This is a genomic window from Janthinobacterium sp., assembly GCF_009923995.1.
Classification (GTDB): domain Bacteria; phylum Pseudomonadota; class Gammaproteobacteria; order Burkholderiales; family Burkholderiaceae_D; genus Janthinobacterium.
Map to the genome: position 1 here is coordinate 40,195 of NZ_RFSK01000030.1, position 17,252 is coordinate 57,446.

The 17,252-nt window shown below is 66.6% G+C and carries 15 protein-coding genes and 1 riboswitch; of the genes, 6 read left to right on the plus strand and 9 right to left on the minus strand.

Annotation, left to right across the window (positions count from 1 at the left end; translation table 11 throughout):
• Positions 1-18: 18 nt before the first annotated feature.
• The 3 genes from EBS11_RS15915 to EBS11_RS15925 all read right to left on the minus strand — a co-directional run bounded on the left by EBS11_RS15915 (position 19) and on the right by EBS11_RS15925 (position 4,851).
• Positions 19-1,584 (minus strand): methyl-accepting chemotaxis protein, encoded by a 1,566-nt coding sequence (locus EBS11_RS15915; protein ID WP_290604274.1) that lies wholly within the window; start codon positions 1,582-1,584, stop codon positions 19-21.
• 130 nt (positions 1,585-1,714) lie between these two features.
• A complete protein-coding gene (locus EBS11_RS15920) occupies positions 1,715-1,912 on the minus strand; it encodes a hypothetical protein (RefSeq protein WP_010399555.1) in 198 nt (65 codons plus the stop codon).
• Between the two features lie 95 nt (positions 1,913-2,007).
• Positions 2,008-4,851, minus strand: coding sequence for an insulinase family protein (locus EBS11_RS15925; RefSeq protein WP_290604279.1), 2,844 nt, complete (start codon positions 4,849-4,851; stop codon positions 2,008-2,010).
• Between the two features lie 184 nt (positions 4,852-5,035).
• Positions 5,036-5,186: riboswitch (FMN riboswitch) on the plus strand.
• A 94-nt stretch (positions 5,187-5,280) separates the two neighbouring features.
• On the opposite strand from EBS11_RS15925, the gene ribB reads away from it, so the two are divergent.
• Positions 5,281-5,928 carry a 3,4-dihydroxy-2-butanone-4-phosphate synthase gene (gene ribB / locus EBS11_RS15930; RefSeq protein ID WP_290604281.1) on the plus strand — a complete coding sequence of 216 codons (648 nt, stop codon included), beginning with the start codon at positions 5,281-5,283 and terminating at the stop codon, positions 5,926-5,928.
• A gap of 4 nt (positions 5,929-5,932) precedes the next feature.
• On the opposite strand, the gene EBS11_RS15935 is transcribed toward ribB, so the two are convergent.
• A complete protein-coding gene (locus EBS11_RS15935) occupies positions 5,933-7,303 on the minus strand; it encodes an MFS transporter (protein WP_290604283.1) in 1,371 nt (456 codons plus the stop codon).
• 119 nt (positions 7,304-7,422) lie between these two features.
• Here EBS11_RS15935 and EBS11_RS15940 point away from each other — a divergent pair, with 119 nt between their 5' ends.
• The 5 genes from EBS11_RS15940 to EBS11_RS15960 all read left to right on the plus strand — a co-directional run bounded on the left by EBS11_RS15940 (position 7,423) and on the right by EBS11_RS15960 (position 12,334).
• Positions 7,423-8,289 (plus strand): LysR family transcriptional regulator, encoded by an 867-nt coding sequence (locus EBS11_RS15940; protein ID WP_290604285.1) that lies wholly within the window; start codon positions 7,423-7,425, stop codon positions 8,287-8,289.
• A gap of 58 nt (positions 8,290-8,347) precedes the next feature.
• On the plus strand, positions 8,348-9,166 hold the full coding sequence (locus EBS11_RS15945) for an ABC transporter permease (protein WP_290604287.1): 819 nt from the start codon (positions 8,348-8,350) through the stop codon (positions 9,164-9,166).
• 58 nt (positions 9,167-9,224) lie between these two features.
• Positions 9,225-10,256: an MlaD family protein gene (locus tag EBS11_RS15950; protein WP_290604289.1), complete on the plus strand. Its 1,032-nt coding sequence runs from the start codon at positions 9,225-9,227 to the stop codon at positions 10,254-10,256.
• A complete protein-coding gene (locus tag EBS11_RS15955; RefSeq protein WP_290604291.1) occupies positions 10,253-10,933 on the plus strand; it encodes a hypothetical protein in 681 nt (226 codons plus the stop codon). Before EBS11_RS15950 ends, EBS11_RS15955 begins: the two co-directional genes overlap by 4 nt.
• A gap of 87 nt (positions 10,934-11,020) precedes the next feature.
• On the plus strand, positions 11,021-12,334 hold the full coding sequence (locus EBS11_RS15960; RefSeq protein WP_290604292.1) for an ATP-binding protein: 1,314 nt from the start codon (positions 11,021-11,023) through the stop codon (positions 12,332-12,334).
• Here EBS11_RS15960 and EBS11_RS15965 read toward each other — a convergent pair.
• Genes EBS11_RS15965 through EBS11_RS15985 form a run of 5 tightly spaced genes read right to left on the minus strand, consistent with a single transcriptional unit; the run spans position 12,331 to position 17,156 of the window.
• Entirely contained in the window at positions 12,331-13,644 is a 1,314-nt protein-coding gene (locus tag EBS11_RS15965; RefSeq protein WP_290604294.1) for an HD domain-containing phosphohydrolase, read from the minus strand. The genes EBS11_RS15960 and EBS11_RS15965 overlap by 4 nt on opposite strands.
• A 14-nt stretch (positions 13,645-13,658) precedes the next feature.
• The gene (locus tag EBS11_RS15970; protein ID WP_290604296.1) at positions 13,659-15,119 is read right to left on the minus strand and encodes an ATP-binding protein; all 1,461 of its coding nucleotides are present in this window, start codon (positions 15,117-15,119) and stop codon (positions 13,659-13,661) included.
• Positions 15,116-15,955 (minus strand): HDOD domain-containing protein, encoded by an 840-nt coding sequence (locus tag EBS11_RS15975; RefSeq protein WP_290604298.1) that lies wholly within the window; start codon positions 15,953-15,955, stop codon positions 15,116-15,118. Before EBS11_RS15975 ends, EBS11_RS15970 begins: the two co-directional genes overlap by 4 nt.
• Positions 15,952-16,293: a hypothetical protein gene (locus tag EBS11_RS15980; RefSeq protein ID WP_290604300.1), complete on the minus strand. Its 342-nt coding sequence runs from the start codon at positions 16,291-16,293 to the stop codon at positions 15,952-15,954. Before EBS11_RS15980 ends, EBS11_RS15975 begins: the two co-directional genes overlap by 4 nt.
• Positions 16,290-17,156, minus strand: a complete 867-nt coding sequence (locus EBS11_RS15985) for a response regulator (RefSeq protein WP_290604302.1) — start codon at positions 17,154-17,156, stop codon at positions 16,290-16,292. The genes EBS11_RS15980 and EBS11_RS15985 overlap by 4 nt, the downstream gene beginning before the upstream one ends.
• Positions 17,157-17,252: the final 96 nt, after the last annotated feature.

Consider the following 17,252-nt stretch of genomic DNA (forward strand, 5'->3'; position numbering starts at 1 on the left):
CGCTCAAGAAAAAGTCGCCTAGCGGCCCAGCCGGCGCGGTGCCGGGGCCGCGCGCTGCACCGCCGCGCCCACCTTGAACACGCTGACGATCTGCGCCAGGCCCGCCGCCTGCTCGTTCATGGCCTGCGCCGCCGCCGATGCCTGCTCGACGAGGGCCGAGTTTTGCTGCGTCATGTTGTCCATCTCGACGATGGCCTGGTTGATCTGCTCGATGCCGGCGCTCTGCTCGGCGCTGGCCGAGGAAATCTCGGCCACGATATCGGTCACGTGCTGCACGCTGGAAACGACTTTTTCCATCGTCTCGCCCGCCAGCGCGACGAGTTTTTCACCCGCGCCCACCTGTTCGGCGGAACTGTCGATCAATTGCTTGATCTCTTTCGCGGCGGCGGCCGAGCGCTGCGCCAGGTTGCGCACTTCCGTCGCCACGACGGCGAAGCCACGGCCCTGCTCGCCCGCGCGCGCCGCTTCCACGGCCGCATTCAGGGCCAGGATATTCGTCTGGAAGGCGATGCCGTCGATGACGGCGATGATGTCGCCGATCTTTTGCGACGAGGCATTGATGGCGCCCATGGTCTCGACCACCTGGCCCACCACGCCGCCCGCCTGGCTTGCCACTTGCGAAGCGGAAATGGCCAGCTGGTTGGCCTGGCGCGCATTGTCCGCATTCTGGCGCACGGTCGAGGTCATTTCTTCCATCGTCGAGGCCGTCTCTTCCAGGGAGCCCGCCTGCTGTTCCGTGCGCGCCGACAGGTCGTGGTTGCCGGACGCGATCTCGCCCGATGCCGTGGAGATCGATTCCGCATCCGTGCGCACCTGGCTCACCAGGTGCGCCAGGTTGTCGCGCATGGCCTTGATCGCCATCAGCAGGCTGGACGTGTCACCGGGGCGCGTGTCGATGTGCGTGGTCAGGTCGCCCTGGGCGATCTGCGCGACGATGGCGGCCGCGTAATCGGGTTCGCCGCCCAGCTGGCCCAGGATGCGGCGCAGCATCAGGGCCGCCAGGCCGCCCACCACCAGCATCAGCGCCGCGCCGATGGCCAGCAGCACGCCCGCCTGGGCCCAGAACTTGTGGTTGATGTCATCGATGTAGGTGCCCGTGCCGATGAGCCAGTCCCACGGCGCAAATTTCACCACCGCATACATCTTTGCCACGGGCTCGGCCACGCCGGGCCGCGTGCCGTCCGCCTGCACGAGGCCGATGCGGCTGTTGGCCAGGGCCGCGCGGTAGCGGTCGCCCGACTGCTTCATGTTCTTTTGCGGCACGCCGATGCGCGCTGCGTTCGGGTGCACGTACAGCAGGTCCGTGCTGAAATCGCGCACGAAATAATACATCTCGTCCTTGACGAAGCTGCCGATGGCCAGCTTGGCTTGCTGCTGGGCCTGCTCACGCGTGAGCTTGCCCGACTGTTCCAGCGCATACGCCTTTTCCACCGCAGCGTTGGCCAGCTCGACGAGCACCGTCAATTGCTCGACGCGCTCGGCCATCATGGTCTGGCGCAGGGAATACAGGGAAAAGGAAGCGATGAGGACGATGCCCAGCAAGGTGCTGAAACACAATAAGAGTATGCGCGAACGGAGAGTCATGGATGCCTGGAGTCAAGGGAAAATAAGTTGCCCGATAGAAATCTTTTCAGAAAAGCAAAACGGGCGGCGCTACCGGGCTGATGCCCGGCAGGCACCGCCCGCGTTGTTGTTGATAAATCTCTGTGGCCGGTCAGGCCAAGGCTTCCTTGGCCGCCTCTTCCGGCGTCAAGCCGTCATAGAACTGGTCGGTAAACCACTCGACCTGCTCTTCGATGTGGTCCTGCGCCTGCGCCACGGTGGCGCCGCCGGCCACGAGGAAGCCTTCGACCTCGATGCACCAGTTGATCAATTCCAGGGTTTCCGGATCCAGCTCTTCTTTCTTGGCCATCGTGCATTCCTTGCTTGTTAATTGGCGATATCACATCAATAGGCGGCAGTTTAACAGCTTCGTCGCCCTGCCGCCCCGCATGTCCACAACAAGGATTACTTTACCGCAACATTTTTACGTTCCGGATACAGCACCACCTGCACATAATTGTCCATGTTCAGGTAGCGCTGCGCCGCCTGCCGGACGGCTTGCGGCGTGATGGCCCGCACGCGCTGCTCGAAGCGCAGGATTTGCGCGGGGTCGCGTCCCTGCGTCACGGAACCCATCAGCTGGCTCATCCAGTAATTGTTTTCCCGCAAGGATTTCTGCTGGCGCGTGATCCAGTTCAGCTTGACCTTCTCCAGGTCGGCCGCCGAAGGCCCGTCCGTCTTCATCTTGTTGATTTCGGCAAACGCGGCGGCGATCACCTTGTCCACGTTTTCCGGCCCCGTCGGCAAGGTCAGGGCCACGGAGTAATGGCCGTAAGGGTGCTGGCCCATGGCCGTCTCGAAGCCGCCGCCGTAGATCATGCTCATCTTCTCGCGCAGCACTTCGATGACTTTCAGGTTCAGCACCTCGCCCAGCGCCTGCAGGGTCAGCTTCTGCTCGTCCGAGTAGGCCGCGTCGCCATTGAAGGTGATGGAAATCGTGCTTTTCGGCTCGCTGCCCATGTAGATGTCCTTCTTCACCACCCCGCTCACGGGGCGCATGCCCACGTCGCGGTAGGCATGCGCCACGTCGGCCACGGGCAAGGTGCCCAGGTAGCTGGCGATCAGGGGCTTGATCTTGTCGAGATCGAAACTGCCCGTGAAGATGAAGGTCATGTCGCGCGCGCTGGAAAAGCGCTGGCGGAAGATGTCCAGCGAGCGGTCCAGGCCCACCTTGTCGAAGTCGGCCACGCGGGGCACGCCGTCGACGCGGGGGTTGTCGCCAAACGTGGCGTGCTGGATGGCGTCGTAGAACACGGCTTCCGGCTGCGCCATGCTGTTTTTCGCCAGGTCCTGCTGCTTGCCGATGAAGGACTGGTACAGGCCCGCATCCTTGCGCACGTCGTGGAAATACAGATACACCAGCTGCAGCATGGCTTCCACGTCGGCGCTGCTCGAGGAGCCGCCGAAGCCTTCGCTCAGTTCGCCCAGCGAGGCGCCCACGTTGACGGTCTTGCCGGCCATGACTTTTTGCAAGTCCAGCGGCGCCAGGTCCTTCAGGCCCATGCTGCCGACGATGGCGCTGGCATAGCGGGCGTTATAGATGTCCGCGTCGCCAAACAGCGACTGGCCGCCGAAGCGGGTCGAGCCCATCAGCACCTGGTCATTCTTGAAATCCGTCGGCTTGAGCAGTACGCGCACGCCATTGCCCAGGGTCAGTTCCGTCACGCCGATGGCGCTGTTGCGCTTTTCCGCGACGATGCTGCCGCCCGCCGGCGGGCCGTCCATCAGCTTGCTGGCAAGCACTTTTTCCGTGCGCGGCTCGACCTTCTGCCGCTCCGCTTGCGCCACGGCATCGAGCAATTGCTGCTGCGTCGGCACCGTCGGGGCGGCATCGCCCGCCTTCGCTTCGGCACCCATGAAGACGACGAGTTTCTTTTGCTGGTCGGGAATGACCTTGGCCACCGTCTCGTTGATTTCCTGCAGCGTTACCTGTGGCAAGAGCTCCTGTGCATACAGCAGCTCGTTGGCGATGCCGGGGATGGCTTCCTGCTCGAGGAAGTTGCGCGAATATTCGGCGACGAAACCGGCCGAATCGGACTTGTCGCGCTCGCTGTACGCGCGCTCGTAGTTGCGCAGCATGTTCTTGCGCGCGCGGTCCAGCTCATCCTGGCTGAAACCGAAGCGGCGCGCCCGCTCGTCTTCCTGCACCAGCGCATCGACGGCCGGCTGCACGCCGCCCTTGCCCAGCAAGGCATACGCGCTGAACGATTCATAGCCGCGCACCAGCTTGCCCATGCTGCTGCCGCCCTGGATGAACGGCGGGTTGGCCTGCTGCGACAATTCCTGCATGCGCGCGCTGAGCATCTGGCCGTACAGGTTTTCGATCATCTGGCGGCGGTAGTCGGCAATCGTGACGGGCTCCTGCGCCGGACGGATGGGGTAGCGGATGAAGACGGTATCGTCCGGCGCTTCCTTGTCCGTGATGACCAGCGCTTCCGTCTGCGAACGCTGGGGCACTTCCGCATACAGGCGGGGACGCGGCTTGGCGGGGTTCTTCAGCTTGCCGAAATGCTGCTGGATCAGCTTTTCGGCCTGCTTCGGCTCCACGTCGCCCACCACCATCACGGCCATCAGGTCGGGACGGTACCAATCCTTGTAGAAACGCTTGATGGCTTCCGGCTTGAAGGTCTTCAGGATGGATTCCTTGCCGATCGGCATGCGTTCCGCGTAGCGCGAACCATTCAGCAGCTTCGGGTACAGCACCTTGTTCATGCGGTCGCTGGCGCCCTTGCCCAGGCGTGCCTCTTCCAGCACGATGCCGCGCTCGCTGTTGATGTCGGCCGGATTGAATTTCAAGCCGTGCGCCCAGTCTTCCAGCACGAGGAAACCCTTTTCCAGGTTTTCCTTCCTGTTCGTCGGAATCGGCAAGACATACACGGTTTCATCGAAACTCGTGTAGGCGTTCAGGTCGGCGCCGAATTTCACGCCGATCGATTGCAGATAGGAAATCAGTTCATTGCGCTTGAAATGCGTCGAGCCGTTGAAGGCCATGTGTTCCGTGAAATGCGCCAAGCCTTGCTGGTCGTCATCTTCGAGGATGGAGCCAGCCTTCACGACCAGGCGCAGCTCCACTTTCTGCGCGGGACGGGCATTTTTCTTGATGTAGTAGGTCAAGCCGTTCGGCAGTTTTCCAACGGTAACTTCCGGTGCCACAGGCAGGGGATCGCTCAAACGGATTTCCGCCTGGGCCATGCAGGCGCAGGCCAGCAGGACGGCGCCCGAGATCAGGCGTAATTTACTCAGCTTCATGTATTCTCAACGGTAAGATTCAGTAAGCATACCTTACACCGAATTCCTCTTTCCGCCATTAAAAATAGCTTAGGGAAAACTGCTTTTCCCAGGCAACTTTGCCGAATAACAAACGCATCCCTGCCCTGCCGGTTTTTTTCATCTGTGCTAAAGTATTGCCGCCGGTCATGTGACCGGCACAACAATACGTCTTCGGGGCGGGGTGCGATTCCCCACCGGCGGTAAGACCGGCAACGGTCAAGCCCGCGAGCGCTTGCCAGGCACCGCCTGGTGAGGTCAGCAGATCTGGTGTGACTCCAGAGCCGACGGTATAGTCCGGATGAAAGAAGATGTGCAGTAGTGTGATGTCCCATCGCCACGGCGATGCGGTCAGTTGCGTCTATTCGCTTGCCCTGTTGCGTTTTTCGCTGATGCGAGGAGCGTTCCACCATGTTAGTCAACAGCTATACCCTGCTTTCCAACGACCTCGAAGGTCGCATCCAGTCCGCCCTGGCCGCCATGCGCGCCGGCGTGCCCGTCATCCTGCTCGACGATTTCGACCGTGAAAACGAAGCCGACCTGATCCTGTCTGCCGAGAAACTCACCAACGAAACCATGGCCCTGTTGATCCGCGAATGCAGCGGCATCGTCTGCCTGTGCCTGCCGACTGACGTCGTCAGCGCCCTGGAGTTGCCGCCCATGTCGTCCGACAACGGCAGCCGCTACGGCACGCCGTTTACCGTCTCCATCGAGGCGCGCGAGGGCGTCACGACGGGCGTGTCGGCCGCCGACCGCGTCACCACCATTCGCGCCGCCATCGCCAAGGATGCCAAGCCGTCCGACCTGGTGCGTCCCGGCCACGTCTTCCCCCTGCGCGCCGCGCCCGGCGGCGTGCTCGAGCGCCGTGGCCACACGGAAGGTTCCGTCGACCTGTCGCGCCTGGCGGGCCTGAACCCGGCCGCCGTGCTGTGCGAGCTGATGAATCCGGACGGCACCATGATGCGCGGCGACGATATCGAGCGCTTCGCCGAACTGCACGGCATGCCCATTTTGACCATCGAGGAACTGGTCGAATGGCGCAGCAAGCACCAGCAATAATCCGTCAGACGGCGGCCGCCGTCGGCACCCGCACGTGGCGGTAGACGAGGCTGGCGGCCAGCGCATACGCGGCGGCGATCGTCGCGTAGGCCAGCGGCAGGCGCAGCGACCAGTCTTGCACCATGTGCAGGATGCTGCCCATCAGGGCCACGCCCACCAGCGCGCCGATTTGCCGGTTCGCATTCAGGGCCGCCGCCGCGCTGTTCGCATGCTGCTTGCCGGCCACCCGCATCACGGTGGCCGTCATGGCGGGAATGGCGATGCCGATGGCCACGTTCATGACGGCCGTGCCCAGCGCCAGCAAGACGTAGGGCGTGGCGGGACGCAAGGCCATCAACAGCAAGGCCATGCCGGCACCCACCAGCAAGCCTAGCAGCATGGGCCGGCGCGTGCCATGACGCGCCGCAATACTTCCCGCCATAAAATTCCCCACCGTATAGGCCGCCATCATGGGCAGCAGGCGCAAGCCCGACTGCAGGGCATCGGCGCCGCCCGCTTGCTGCAGGAACAGGCTGAGCAAAAACAGCTGGCCGAAGACGCAGAAATTGATCAGGAAACCGACGCCATTGGCCGCGCCGAAGCTGCTGCTGTCAAACAGGGCGCGCGGCAGCAGCGGATGGCTGCCACGGCGCTCGCGCCGCAGCAACAGCAAGGCCGACGCCGCCGTCAGCGTCCCCGCCGCCAGCACGCCCGGCGACAGCCAGCCCAGCACGGGTCCTTCGATGAGCACGAAACTGAGGCCTGCCAGCGCCAGCACGCCGAGCGCATGGCTGAGCAGCGACAGCGCGCGCGGCTGGCGCGCCGGTGCCGCCAGCAGCAGCTGCGCCATGACGATGGCCAGCAGGCCCAGCGGCACATTCACCCAGAAGACGCTGCGCCAGCCGAACTGGTGCACGAGGATGCCGCCGATCAAAGGACCGGACGCGCCCGCCACGCCCACCAGGGCCGACCAGGCGCCCAGCATGCGCGTGCGCACCTTGTCATCGTCGAAACTGTGCGTCAGCAGGCTGAGCGAACTGGGCATGAACAGGGCCGCGCCCGCCCCTTGCAGCAGGCGCGCGGCCGTGAGGAAATGCCCGTCGGGCGCGGCGCCGCACAGGACCGAACCGAGCAGGAAGATGCCCAGGCCGCCCTGGTACACGGTTTTCGGCCCGTAGCGGTCGGCCAGCGCGCCGCCGGCCAGCAGCAGCGCGGCAAACGTCAGGGTATAGCCGTCGACCACCCACACGAGGCCGGTGAGGGGGATGGCCAGGTCGAGCGCGATATCGGACAGCGCCACGTTGACGGCCGTGACGTCGAGCATGGCCATGACGAAGCCGAAGGCCAGGGTCAGCAGGATCAGGCCGTTGCTGCGGCGTGGGGGAGGGACAGACATGATGGTTTCCTTGCAAAGGCAGCGGGGGCAGTCATTGTAGGAAGCTTGAAGAATGCAGTAAACAGGCATAAAATCGGCACACCGATGCAAAAATGCATCAACAAAAAGAGGACGGGAGCATGGACTGGGATAACGCGCGCATCTTTCTCGCCATCGGCCGCGCCGGCACCCTGCGCGGCGCGGCGGCCCTGCTGTGCATCGACCAGGCCACCTGCGGGCGCCGCCTGGCCGCGCTGGAAAGCGCGCTGGGCGCCACCCTGTTCCTGCGCACGCCATCGGGCTACGTGCCCACGCCGGCCGGCGAACTGGCCTTGAGCGCCGCCGAAGCGATGGAGCGGGCCGCCGACAAGCTGCAGCGCGAGATGCAGGGCGTCGACAACCGTTTAAGCGGCCTGGTGCGCGTGGCCACCACGGACACCATGGCCAGCCATTTCGTCATCCGCGCCATGCAGCGGCTGCATGCGGCCCACCCGGACATCCGCATCGTACTCAACGTGGCGCCCGCGCTGGCCAGCCTGACGCGGCGCGAAGCGGACCTGGCCGTGCGCGGCGTGCGGCCCACCGACCCGGACCTGATCTCGCGCCACCTCGTCAAGCGCAGCCTGGGCCTGTATGCCTCAAAAAGCTATCTGGCCGAACGGGGCGAACCCGTGCGCGGCACGGCCCTGGCCGGGCACGACATCGTCATCTACCACCAGTCCGTGACGCCGCGCCATGGAGACAAGATCGCCGGCGAACCCGTCGCCAACGCCAGGGTGGCCATGGAAGTGAACTCGGCCATGATGCTGCAGGAAGCCACGCGGGCGGGCCTGGGCGTGGCCGAGCTGGCCACCCACCTGGGCGACATCGACCCGCAGCTCGTGCGCATCTGGCCCGAGCGGGCGGAAAGCTACGACGTGTGGCTGGTCATGCACGCGGACCTGAACCGCTCGGCCAGGGTGCGCGCCGCGGCCGACGCCATCATCGCCGGCGTGGCCGCCCCCTAGCGGGCCTGCGCACGGCTGGACAATCGCTTGTCCGCAGCGCATCCAATGTTAAGATGCCATGATGACCCCATCCGTTTCCCTCATCATCAGCCTGCGCCGCCTGCACCGGGCCACCATGGCCTGGCTGGGCAGCTGGTGGCGGCTGCTGCATTTCGCCATCCTCGTGTTTTCGCTGGCCCTGTCGCCGTCGAGCTATAACCGCGCCAACCGCCCCATCCTGGCGCACCGGCTGGTGACGAACACGGCGCCCAACCTCGTGTGGTTCAGCGTCGCCTGCGCCCTCGTCAGCCTGGTGCTCATCCGCATTGTCGTCGTCAGCGCGCAAAGCTACGGCCTGTCGCGCTATGCGCTGGAAATGGTGGTGCGCGTGCTGGTGCTGGAACTGATCCCGCTGACGGCCGCCCTGTTCGTCGCCCTGCGCCTGACCTTGCCGGACGGCATTGCGTTTGCGCAAATGCGCTCTTCCGGCGTGCTCGACACCATGCAGCGCCAGGGCGTCGACCTGCTGCGCCGCGAATACTTTCCGCGCGTCATGTCCGGCATCTTCGCCGTGTGGATGCTGGCCATCGTCAGCTGCGTCACCTCGCTGGTGCTCGCCTACCTCACCATCTACGGTTTTACCCCGTGGGCGCTGCAGGGCTACACGCGCGTGGTGGGACAGATCTTCAATCCCGCCGTGGCCCTGATCCTGATGCTCAAGGTCATCTTCTTCAGCTTTGCCGTGGCCCTGATCCCCCTCGCCTCCTCGTACTACCCGGAAGACCCGCACAGCCGGCGCAACCGCCTGTGGGCCGCGCACGGCCTGTCCGAGATGCTGCGCCTGTTTTCCGTCATCCTGCTGATCGAAGTGGCATCGCTGATGGGCAATTACTACTGATGCCCCGCGCCCGCCACCGCCAGCGATCCACGAACCACCCATACGAGAGCCAGAAGCCATGAGCCAGCCCCAGCCACCCACTCCCGACCAGGTCGACGTCACGGCGCCCGCCGGTCTCACGCAGGAAACCGTCCTGCCCGCGCCGCCGCCCGTGCGCCACGCCGAACTGAAGGCAGCTATCCTGCTCGTCTTCATGTTCGTGCTGGTGGTCGGCTCCGTCGTCTACCTGATGTACGCGCGCGGCGCCTTCGAAGCCACGCAGACGCTGGTGCTGACGACGGACGATTCGGACGGCGTGGGCGTGGGCGCCGACCTGACCTTCTCCGGCTTTCCCATCGGCCGCGTGCAGCGCATCGAGCTGGCGCCGGACGGCAAGGCCCGCGTCATCGTCGACGTGCCGAGGAAGGATGCGCACTGGCTGCGCACCAGCTCCATCTTCACCCTGGAACGGGGCATCGTGGGCGGCGCCAAGCTGCGCGCCTACAGCGGCATCCTGACGGACCCGCCCCTGCCCGACGACGCCACGCGCGACCTGCTGGTGGGCGACATGGCGGCGGAAATCCCGCGCCTGCTGTCGGCCGCGAAAGATTTGCTGAACAACCTGGGCAGCCTGACGGGCACCGATTCCGCGCTCGACAGCACCATGCGCAACGTGCAGGCCGTCACTGGCAAGCTCAGCGGTCCGGGCGGCGCCATGGGCTTGCTGACGGGCGACGACAAGCAGTCGCGCCTGCTCGTCGAGCGGGCCAACGCCCTGCTGGCCACGGCCGACCAGCTGGCGCGCCGCACGGATGCCCTGGTGGGCAATGCGGACCGGCGCGTGTTCGGCGAGCAAGGCGTCATGACGGATGCGCAAGCCACCATCGTGCAGCTGAACGCCCTGCTGGCCGACACACGCGCCAGCCTGAAGAAGGTCGACGCCGTGCTGGTCGAGGCACAGGCCGTGGGCGCCAACGCCAAGGCGGCGACGGCGGACCTGGGTCCGCTGCGCGCCGACGTGGAAAGCAACCTGCGCAAGGTCGAGCAGCTGGTCAATGACATCAACCGCAAGTGGCCATTCAAGCGCAACCCGGAGATCAAGCTGCCATGAGAAAAATCCATCCCGCCCTGTCCGCCCTGGCCCTGGCGGCCCTCGCCGCCTGCTCCAGCGGCCCGCCCGTGCCGGACTGGAAGATGAATGCGCAAGGCTCGATCGAGCGTTTCCAGGCCGCCTACCTGGGCGGCAACGCCCTGGTGGAGCAGACGGAATTCCAGCGCGCGCGCGAACAGGTGGGCGCCACCGGCAAGCTCGCCCTGATCGCCAGGGTCGAGCTGCTGCGCTGCGCTGCCCGCGTGGCCAGCCTGGCCTTCGACGATTGCCCGGGCTTCGAAGCGCTGCGCGCCGACGCCGATGCACCCGACCGCGCGTATGCGGCCTACCTGGCCGGCAAGGCGCAGGCGGCCGACATCGCCCTGCTGCCCGAGGCGCAGCGCGCCGCGGCGGCGGCGACGCAGGACACGGCGGCTGCGGGCGCCGTGGCCGCCATCAGCGACCCGCTGTCGCAGCTGGTGGCGGCCGGCGTGCTGCTGCGCTCGGGCCGCGCCACCCCCGCCCTGCTGGAAACGGCCGTGGCGACGGCCTCGGACCAAGGCTGGCGCCGTCCCCTGCTGGCCTGGCTGGGCGTGCAGCGCCTGCGCGCGGAACAGGCGGGCGATGCCCAGGAAGCCGAACGCCTGCGGCGGCGCATGGATATCGTGGACAGGAGCGGCAAGCCGCTCTCCTCCTGAGCCGGCGCGCGGCGTGCCAGCCGCCCCCGCTTCAGGCATAATCGCAACAGGCCCACGGCGAGGCCGCGCAGGCAGCGAGGTGTGACGATGCAGTTCGAGGACTTCGACTTCTTTTCTTCCGAGGCCAGGGTGGCGGACGGCGGCACGCCGGCGGCCTCGGCCGGGCGCCTGCAATACCTGCTCGACAACACCCCGTCCATCATCTATTGCACCGTGCCCAGCGGCGACTTCAAGATGACCTTCGTCAGCAACAATGCCTTGAACGTGCTGGGCTACCATCCCGACGAGATGGTGGCCGACCCCAACTTCTGGTTCGACCACATCCACCCCGACGACGCGCCCGGCATCTTTTCCAGCCTGGCGCAGATCTTCGTCGAAGGCGCGCGCGCCTATGAATACCGCTTCCGCGTGCGCGACGGCAGCTACCTGTGGATGCACGACAGCCTGCGCCTCGTGCGCGACGAGCACGGCGTGCCGTTCGAAGTGATCGGCTCGCTGACGGACATCACGGAGCGCAAGCGCATGGAAGCGATGCTGCAGGCGCGCGGCGAGGAGCAGCAACTACTGATCAGCAAGCTGCAGGAAGCCCACGACCAGCTGCTGCAAGCGGAAAAGATGGCGTCCATCGGCCAGCTGGCGGCCGGCATCGCGCATGAAATCAACAATCCCATCGGCTTCGTCAATTCCAACATGAGTTCGCTGCAAGCCTATGTGGGCACCCTGTTCGACGTGATCGGCCAGTACGAGGCGGCGATGCGCCAGCCAGCCGACGCGGCCGCCCTGGCCGCGCGCGTGGCCAGCGTGCGCGAACGGGCCGACCTGGCCTACCTGCAGGCCGACATGGTCGACCTCGTCAACGAATCGATGGATGGCTTGAAGCGCGTGCGCGACATCGTCCAGGCGCTGAAGGATTTCTCGCACGTGGGCGAGACGGACTGGCAGATCGCCAGCCTGCACGCGGGCCTGGACAGCACCCTGAACATTGTCAGCAATGAACTGAAATACAAGGCGCGCATCGAGAAGCAGTATGGCGAATTGCCGCAAATCAACTGCCTGGCCTCGCAGCTGAACCAGGTCTTCATGAACCTGCTCGTCAACGCGGGCCAGGCCATCAGCGGCGAAGGCGTGATCAGCATCCGCACGGGCCACGCGGACGGCTGGGTGTGGGTGGAAATCGGCGACACGGGCGCCGGCATCGCGCCCGAGCACCTGCACCGCATCTTCGAGCCCTTCTTCACCACCAAGGCCGTGGGCAGCGGCACGGGCCTGGGCCTGTCGTTGTCGTACGGCATCGTCAACAAGCACGGCGGGCGCATCGAGGTGGCCTCGGAAGTGGGCCGCGGCACGCGCTTTACCGTGCACCTGCCCGTGGCGCCGCCGGCGGCCCGGGCAGCGCCCTAGCCTTCCTTCACGGGCGCATACACGCGGATGCCGAGGCGGCCGCCATTCTTGCCCTCGAAGTCGAGCAGCTGGGCGATCACGCGGGCCGTCAGCACGTGTTCGGCCGCCAGCAGCATGAGGCCGTCGCGGCTGATCAGGTCGCGCGACAGCACCATGCCCGGCTCCAGCTGGCCCGACAGCACCGTCAGGTCGCGCGGCGGCGGCTCCGTCTCGTCCATCACGGCGCGGAAGGCGGCCACCACGGCCGGGTCGTAGCGCTTGCCGACGCTGTCGTAGATCAGGGTACGGGCCTCGTCGGCGCGCAGGCTGCGCTGCACCATGGCGCCGATCTGCAGGCCGTCGTAGTCCGACGCCAGCGCCAGGATGCGCGCCCCCAGCGGAATGGCCAGGCCCACGAGGCCGTCGGGAAAGCCGCCGCCGTCGAAGCGCTCCAGCTGCGAGCGCAGGATCACGGACACGGCGCGCAGCTCGTCGAGCGCCATCAGCAGCTGCTCGGCGCGCAGCGGATGCTTGCGGAAGGCGGCCAGCTGTTCGCCCGTCCAGGCGCTGGCGGGCAATTCCAGCAGCTCGTCGCTCAGGCTGAGTTTGCCGATATCCTTGAGCAGGGCCGCGATGAACACGTCGCGCGTCTCCTGCGCTTCCAGGCCCAGCGTCTGCGCCAGCTTGCGCGCCAGCTCCGCCACCCGCCGCGCATGGCCGGCCAGCTTGCCGCCGCGCATCTCGATCAGGTTGGAAAATACCTTGATCGTCGTCACGAACGTGGCCTTCAGGCGCTCGTTGGCCGCCTGCACCTCGTCGTGCGACTGCTTCAGCTGCTGCGTGCGCGTGGCCACCTTCGCTTCCAGGCTGGCGTTGAGCGCCTGCAGCTGCACGTTCTGGCTGGCCGTCAGCGCTTCCAGGCGCCGCTTTTCCTGCTCCAGCGCGCGCCGTTCCAGCGCATGGCGCACCACCAGCACGATATCGTTCTCGTCCCACGGCTTGGTCACGTAGCGGTAGATCTCGCCCTCGTTGATGGCGTCGAGGATGGACTGGATGTCCGCGTAGCCCGTCAGCAGCAGGCGCATGGTGGCGGGCCAGCGCTGGCGCACCTGGGCCAGGAATTGCGCGCCATCCATGTGCGGCATGCGCATGTCAGAAATGACCAGGTCCACCGCCTCGGCCTCCAGCAGGGTCAGGCCCGCCGCGCCGCTCTCGGCCGTCAGCACGCGGTAGCCGTGCGGGCGGAACAGGCGCCGCAGCGCCGACAGGATATTCGGTTCATCATCCACGCACAGGATGGTGGGCGGCGCGGCCGCGGTGCTGGTGCTCATGTTGTCCTGTTCAGTCATGGGGCGACGGCCTGCGCCTGGCGCACGGGCAAGGTGATGCGGAAAGTGGTGCCGCAGCCGGGCGTGCTGCGCACGTCGATGCGGCCATGGTGCTTCTGCACCGTGCTGTAGGCCAGCGACAGGCCCAGGCCCGTGCCCTTGCCGACGGCCTTGGTGGTAAAGAAGGGGTCGAAGATGCGCGACAGGTGCTCGGGCGCGATGCCGCCGCCGTTGTCCTCCACCTCGATCCACACCTCCGCCGCGCTGTCGCTGCCCGTGCGCAGGGTGATGCGGCCCCGCTGCTCGCCCATGGCATGGGCCGCATTGACGACCAGGTTCATGATCACCTGGTTCAGCTCGGAGGGCTGGCATTCGATGTCGGGGATGTCGCCATACTGCCGCACCACGTCCGCCTTGTACTTGACTTCGTTATTCACGATGTTGAGCGTCGTGTCCATGCCCTGGCGCAGGTCGGCCCACACCCATTCCTGGTGCGCGTCCGTGCGGGAAAAGTCCTTCAGGTCCTGCACGATGCGGCGCACGCGCACGATGCCCTCCTTCGACTCGTCCATCAGCAGGGGGATGTCGGTGCGCAGGAACGCCAGGTCGATCTGTTCGCGCAGGGCGCGCAGGCGCTGCGCCACCTCGGGCACGGCAATGCCGGGTTCGGCCTCCTGGTAGGCGTCGAGCATGGAAAACAGGTCGGCCAGGTAGCCTTCCAGGGTGCCGAAATTGGAAAACACGTAGCCGATGGGGTTGTTGATCTCGTGCGCCACGCCGGCCGCCAGCTGGCCGATGGAGGCGAGCTTTTCCGACTGCAGCAGCTTTTGCTGGGCCAGCGACAGCTTGTTGTTCAGTTCCGTCAGGGCCAGGTTGCGTTCGCGCAATTCCGTGTCGGCCAGTTCGCGCTGGCGGATATCGTCGGCCAGGCGCTCGTTCATCTCGGCCAGCTGGGCCGTGCGCCTGGCCACCAGGTGTTCCAGGTTGGCGTGCGCCTTGCGCAGGGCGCTTTCCGCATGGTGCCGCTCCGTCACGTCGCGCAGGGTTTCGATGGCGCCTACCAGGCGGCCCTGACGGTCGCGCAGGGGCGCGGCCGTGAAGTGCAGCCAGTGGCCGTCGAGGCCGATATTCGCGAAGAAATCCTCGGCCTCGTAGGCGCCGGGAATGACGGCGGAGCGTTTCAGCTTGCCCTGGTACAGCTCGTTTTCGCCCAGCGCGATGTCGTCGGCCACCAGCAGGTCGGCCAGGCAGGCGCGGGGCTGGCGGTAGAACGCCTTCCAGTGGTTACGCGTGCCCACCATGTCGGCGGCGGAATAGCCCAGCAGCTGCTCGCAGGCGCTGTTCCAGTGGGTCACCACGTGGTCCGTGTCGATGGCGAAGGTGGCCACGGGATGGCCGTCGAAAAACGCCGACAGCGCGATCGCGTCGGGCGGCGGCGCGGCGGCGCCGGGCGGGCTCGCGTGCAGGTCGTCGCTCATGCCAGCATGATCCGCGACATTTCATCGAAGGTGCGCTCGATGCGTGCGAACAGCGCGAACCAGGCCGCGTCGTCCGACGCGAAGCGCTCCCAGCCCGTGGCCGACAGGGGCGGCACGAGGGCGTCGTCCTGGCCGGACAGGTCCAGCCCGTGGGCAATGGCATTGGCCACGTGCACCACCAGCGCCAAGCCGCCGCCATCGAGCCGGTCGATGGCGTGGTGATCGGCGACGGCCTGCTGTATGGTCAGCGGAAATTTCCAGTAGGCGGCCAGGGCGCTGCCCACCTGCGCATGGTCCATGCCGATGACGGCCTGCTCTGCCGCCGCCATCTGGCAGTCGTGCGCCGCGCGGTAGCCGCGGATCTGCGCGTGTTCGGCGGGAAAGCGCGTGGCCAGCACGAGGGTGCCCAGGTCGTGCAGCAGGCCGGCCGTAAATGCCGTTTCCGGATTGACCTGCAGCTGCGGCGCCAGCACGCGCGCCGCCACGGCCGTGGCCAGCGAATGGCGCCAGAAGGCGGCAAAATCGAAGCCGCCGCCGACCGGCGCGAAGCTGCCCGTCAGGGCGCACGCCGTGACGAGGGTGCGGATGCTGTGAAAGCCCAGCACGGAAACGGCTTGCGGTATGCTGGTGACCTTGGACTGCATGCCGTAGAACGAGGAATTGGCGATGCGCAAGGTCTTCGCCGCCAGCGCCTGGTCCAGCTCGATCTTTTGCGCCAGCACATGCACGTCCGTGTCTTCCTGGTCTATGCTCGACAGCAGTTCCAGCACCACGGCCGGCAGCGCGGGCAATTCCTGGATCTGGCGCACCAGTTGTTCAAAGCTGGGCCCCGTCATGCCTGGCCTCCCTGCCGGTAGCGCTGCAGCAAGGCCAGCAGCTGCGCACCCGGCCCGTCCGGCGGCGTGGCGCGGAACAGCACGGCCAGGCGTTCCAGCCGGCGCGCCCGCTCCTGCTCGGCATGCGCCTGCGCGGCCGGGTCGTCCTCTTCCCCGGCGACGATCCAGCAGCGCTCCACGCCGCGCCGCCGCAGCGCGGCCAGGTTGGCCGCCGTCAGGGTGGCGCCCTGCGCCAGCAGCACCGCGCCGCCGGCATCGCTGAGCGCCTGCGCCAGCAGCATGCCTTCCTGCGCCTGCTCCAGCGCGATCTCGCGGCCGCCGGGCACGTCGCCGCTCACGTGGGCGCTCCATGGCGCGTCAGCGTGACGAGGCTGCCGCGCGAGCGGGAGTTCGCGCCCATGGGATGAATCGCCACCGCGTACGGCTGGCCGTCGATGGCGGCCAGGCCGGGCGCGCCCTGGCCATCGAACAGCTGCGGCAGGACCACGGCCGCCTCGTTGCCCAGCAGGGCCGCGCCCCGCTCGAACAGGCCGGCGGCGGCCGCATTGATGAAGGCGATCATGCCATCCTCGTCGAGTCCGATCACGGCCAGCGGCAGGAATTGCAGCAGTTCGCGGGCGATGCCCAGGCTGACCTCGTCGCGGCTGATCTGGTGCTGCTGCTGGCGCACGAGCACCTGCATCGCGGCATTTGCCGCCGCCAGGGCCTGGTTGGCGTCGCGCAGCTGGGCATTCAGGCGCGCGTTGTCGTCGTCGATGCCCTTCAGGCGGAACGCTTCGGCGATATGCTCGCGCAGCTGGTGGTCTTCCCACGGCTTGGTGAGGAACTTGAAGATGGCGCCCTCATTGACGGCGTCCGTGACGGCTTGCAGCTCCGTGTAGCCCGACAGCATGATGCGTATCGTCTGCGGGTACAGCAGCTTGGCCTTGCGCAGGAAATCAGCGCCCAGCATGCCGGGCATGCGCTGGTCCGAGACGATCACGTCGACGGCATGGCTGGCCAGCACTTCCAGCCCTTCCTGGCCGCTGCCGGCCGTGAGAATATGGTAGGCATCGCGCCGCAGCAGGCGCTTGAGCGAGGCGAGGATATTCTGCTCGTCGTCGACCAGCAGCAAGGTGCGCGGGGGCGCCTCGGGCGGCGCGGCGACGCCGGCGGCAACCGCCCCGGCCTCGGCCATCCTGTGCTCGTCGTGCAAATCCATCGGACCATCCTGTCGCCGCCGCAGCGGCATCGGAGCTTGCCTGGAAGGGAAAACGCCGCGCGCCACAGCCGGGCGCGGCAGCCTATTTGCCTGAAA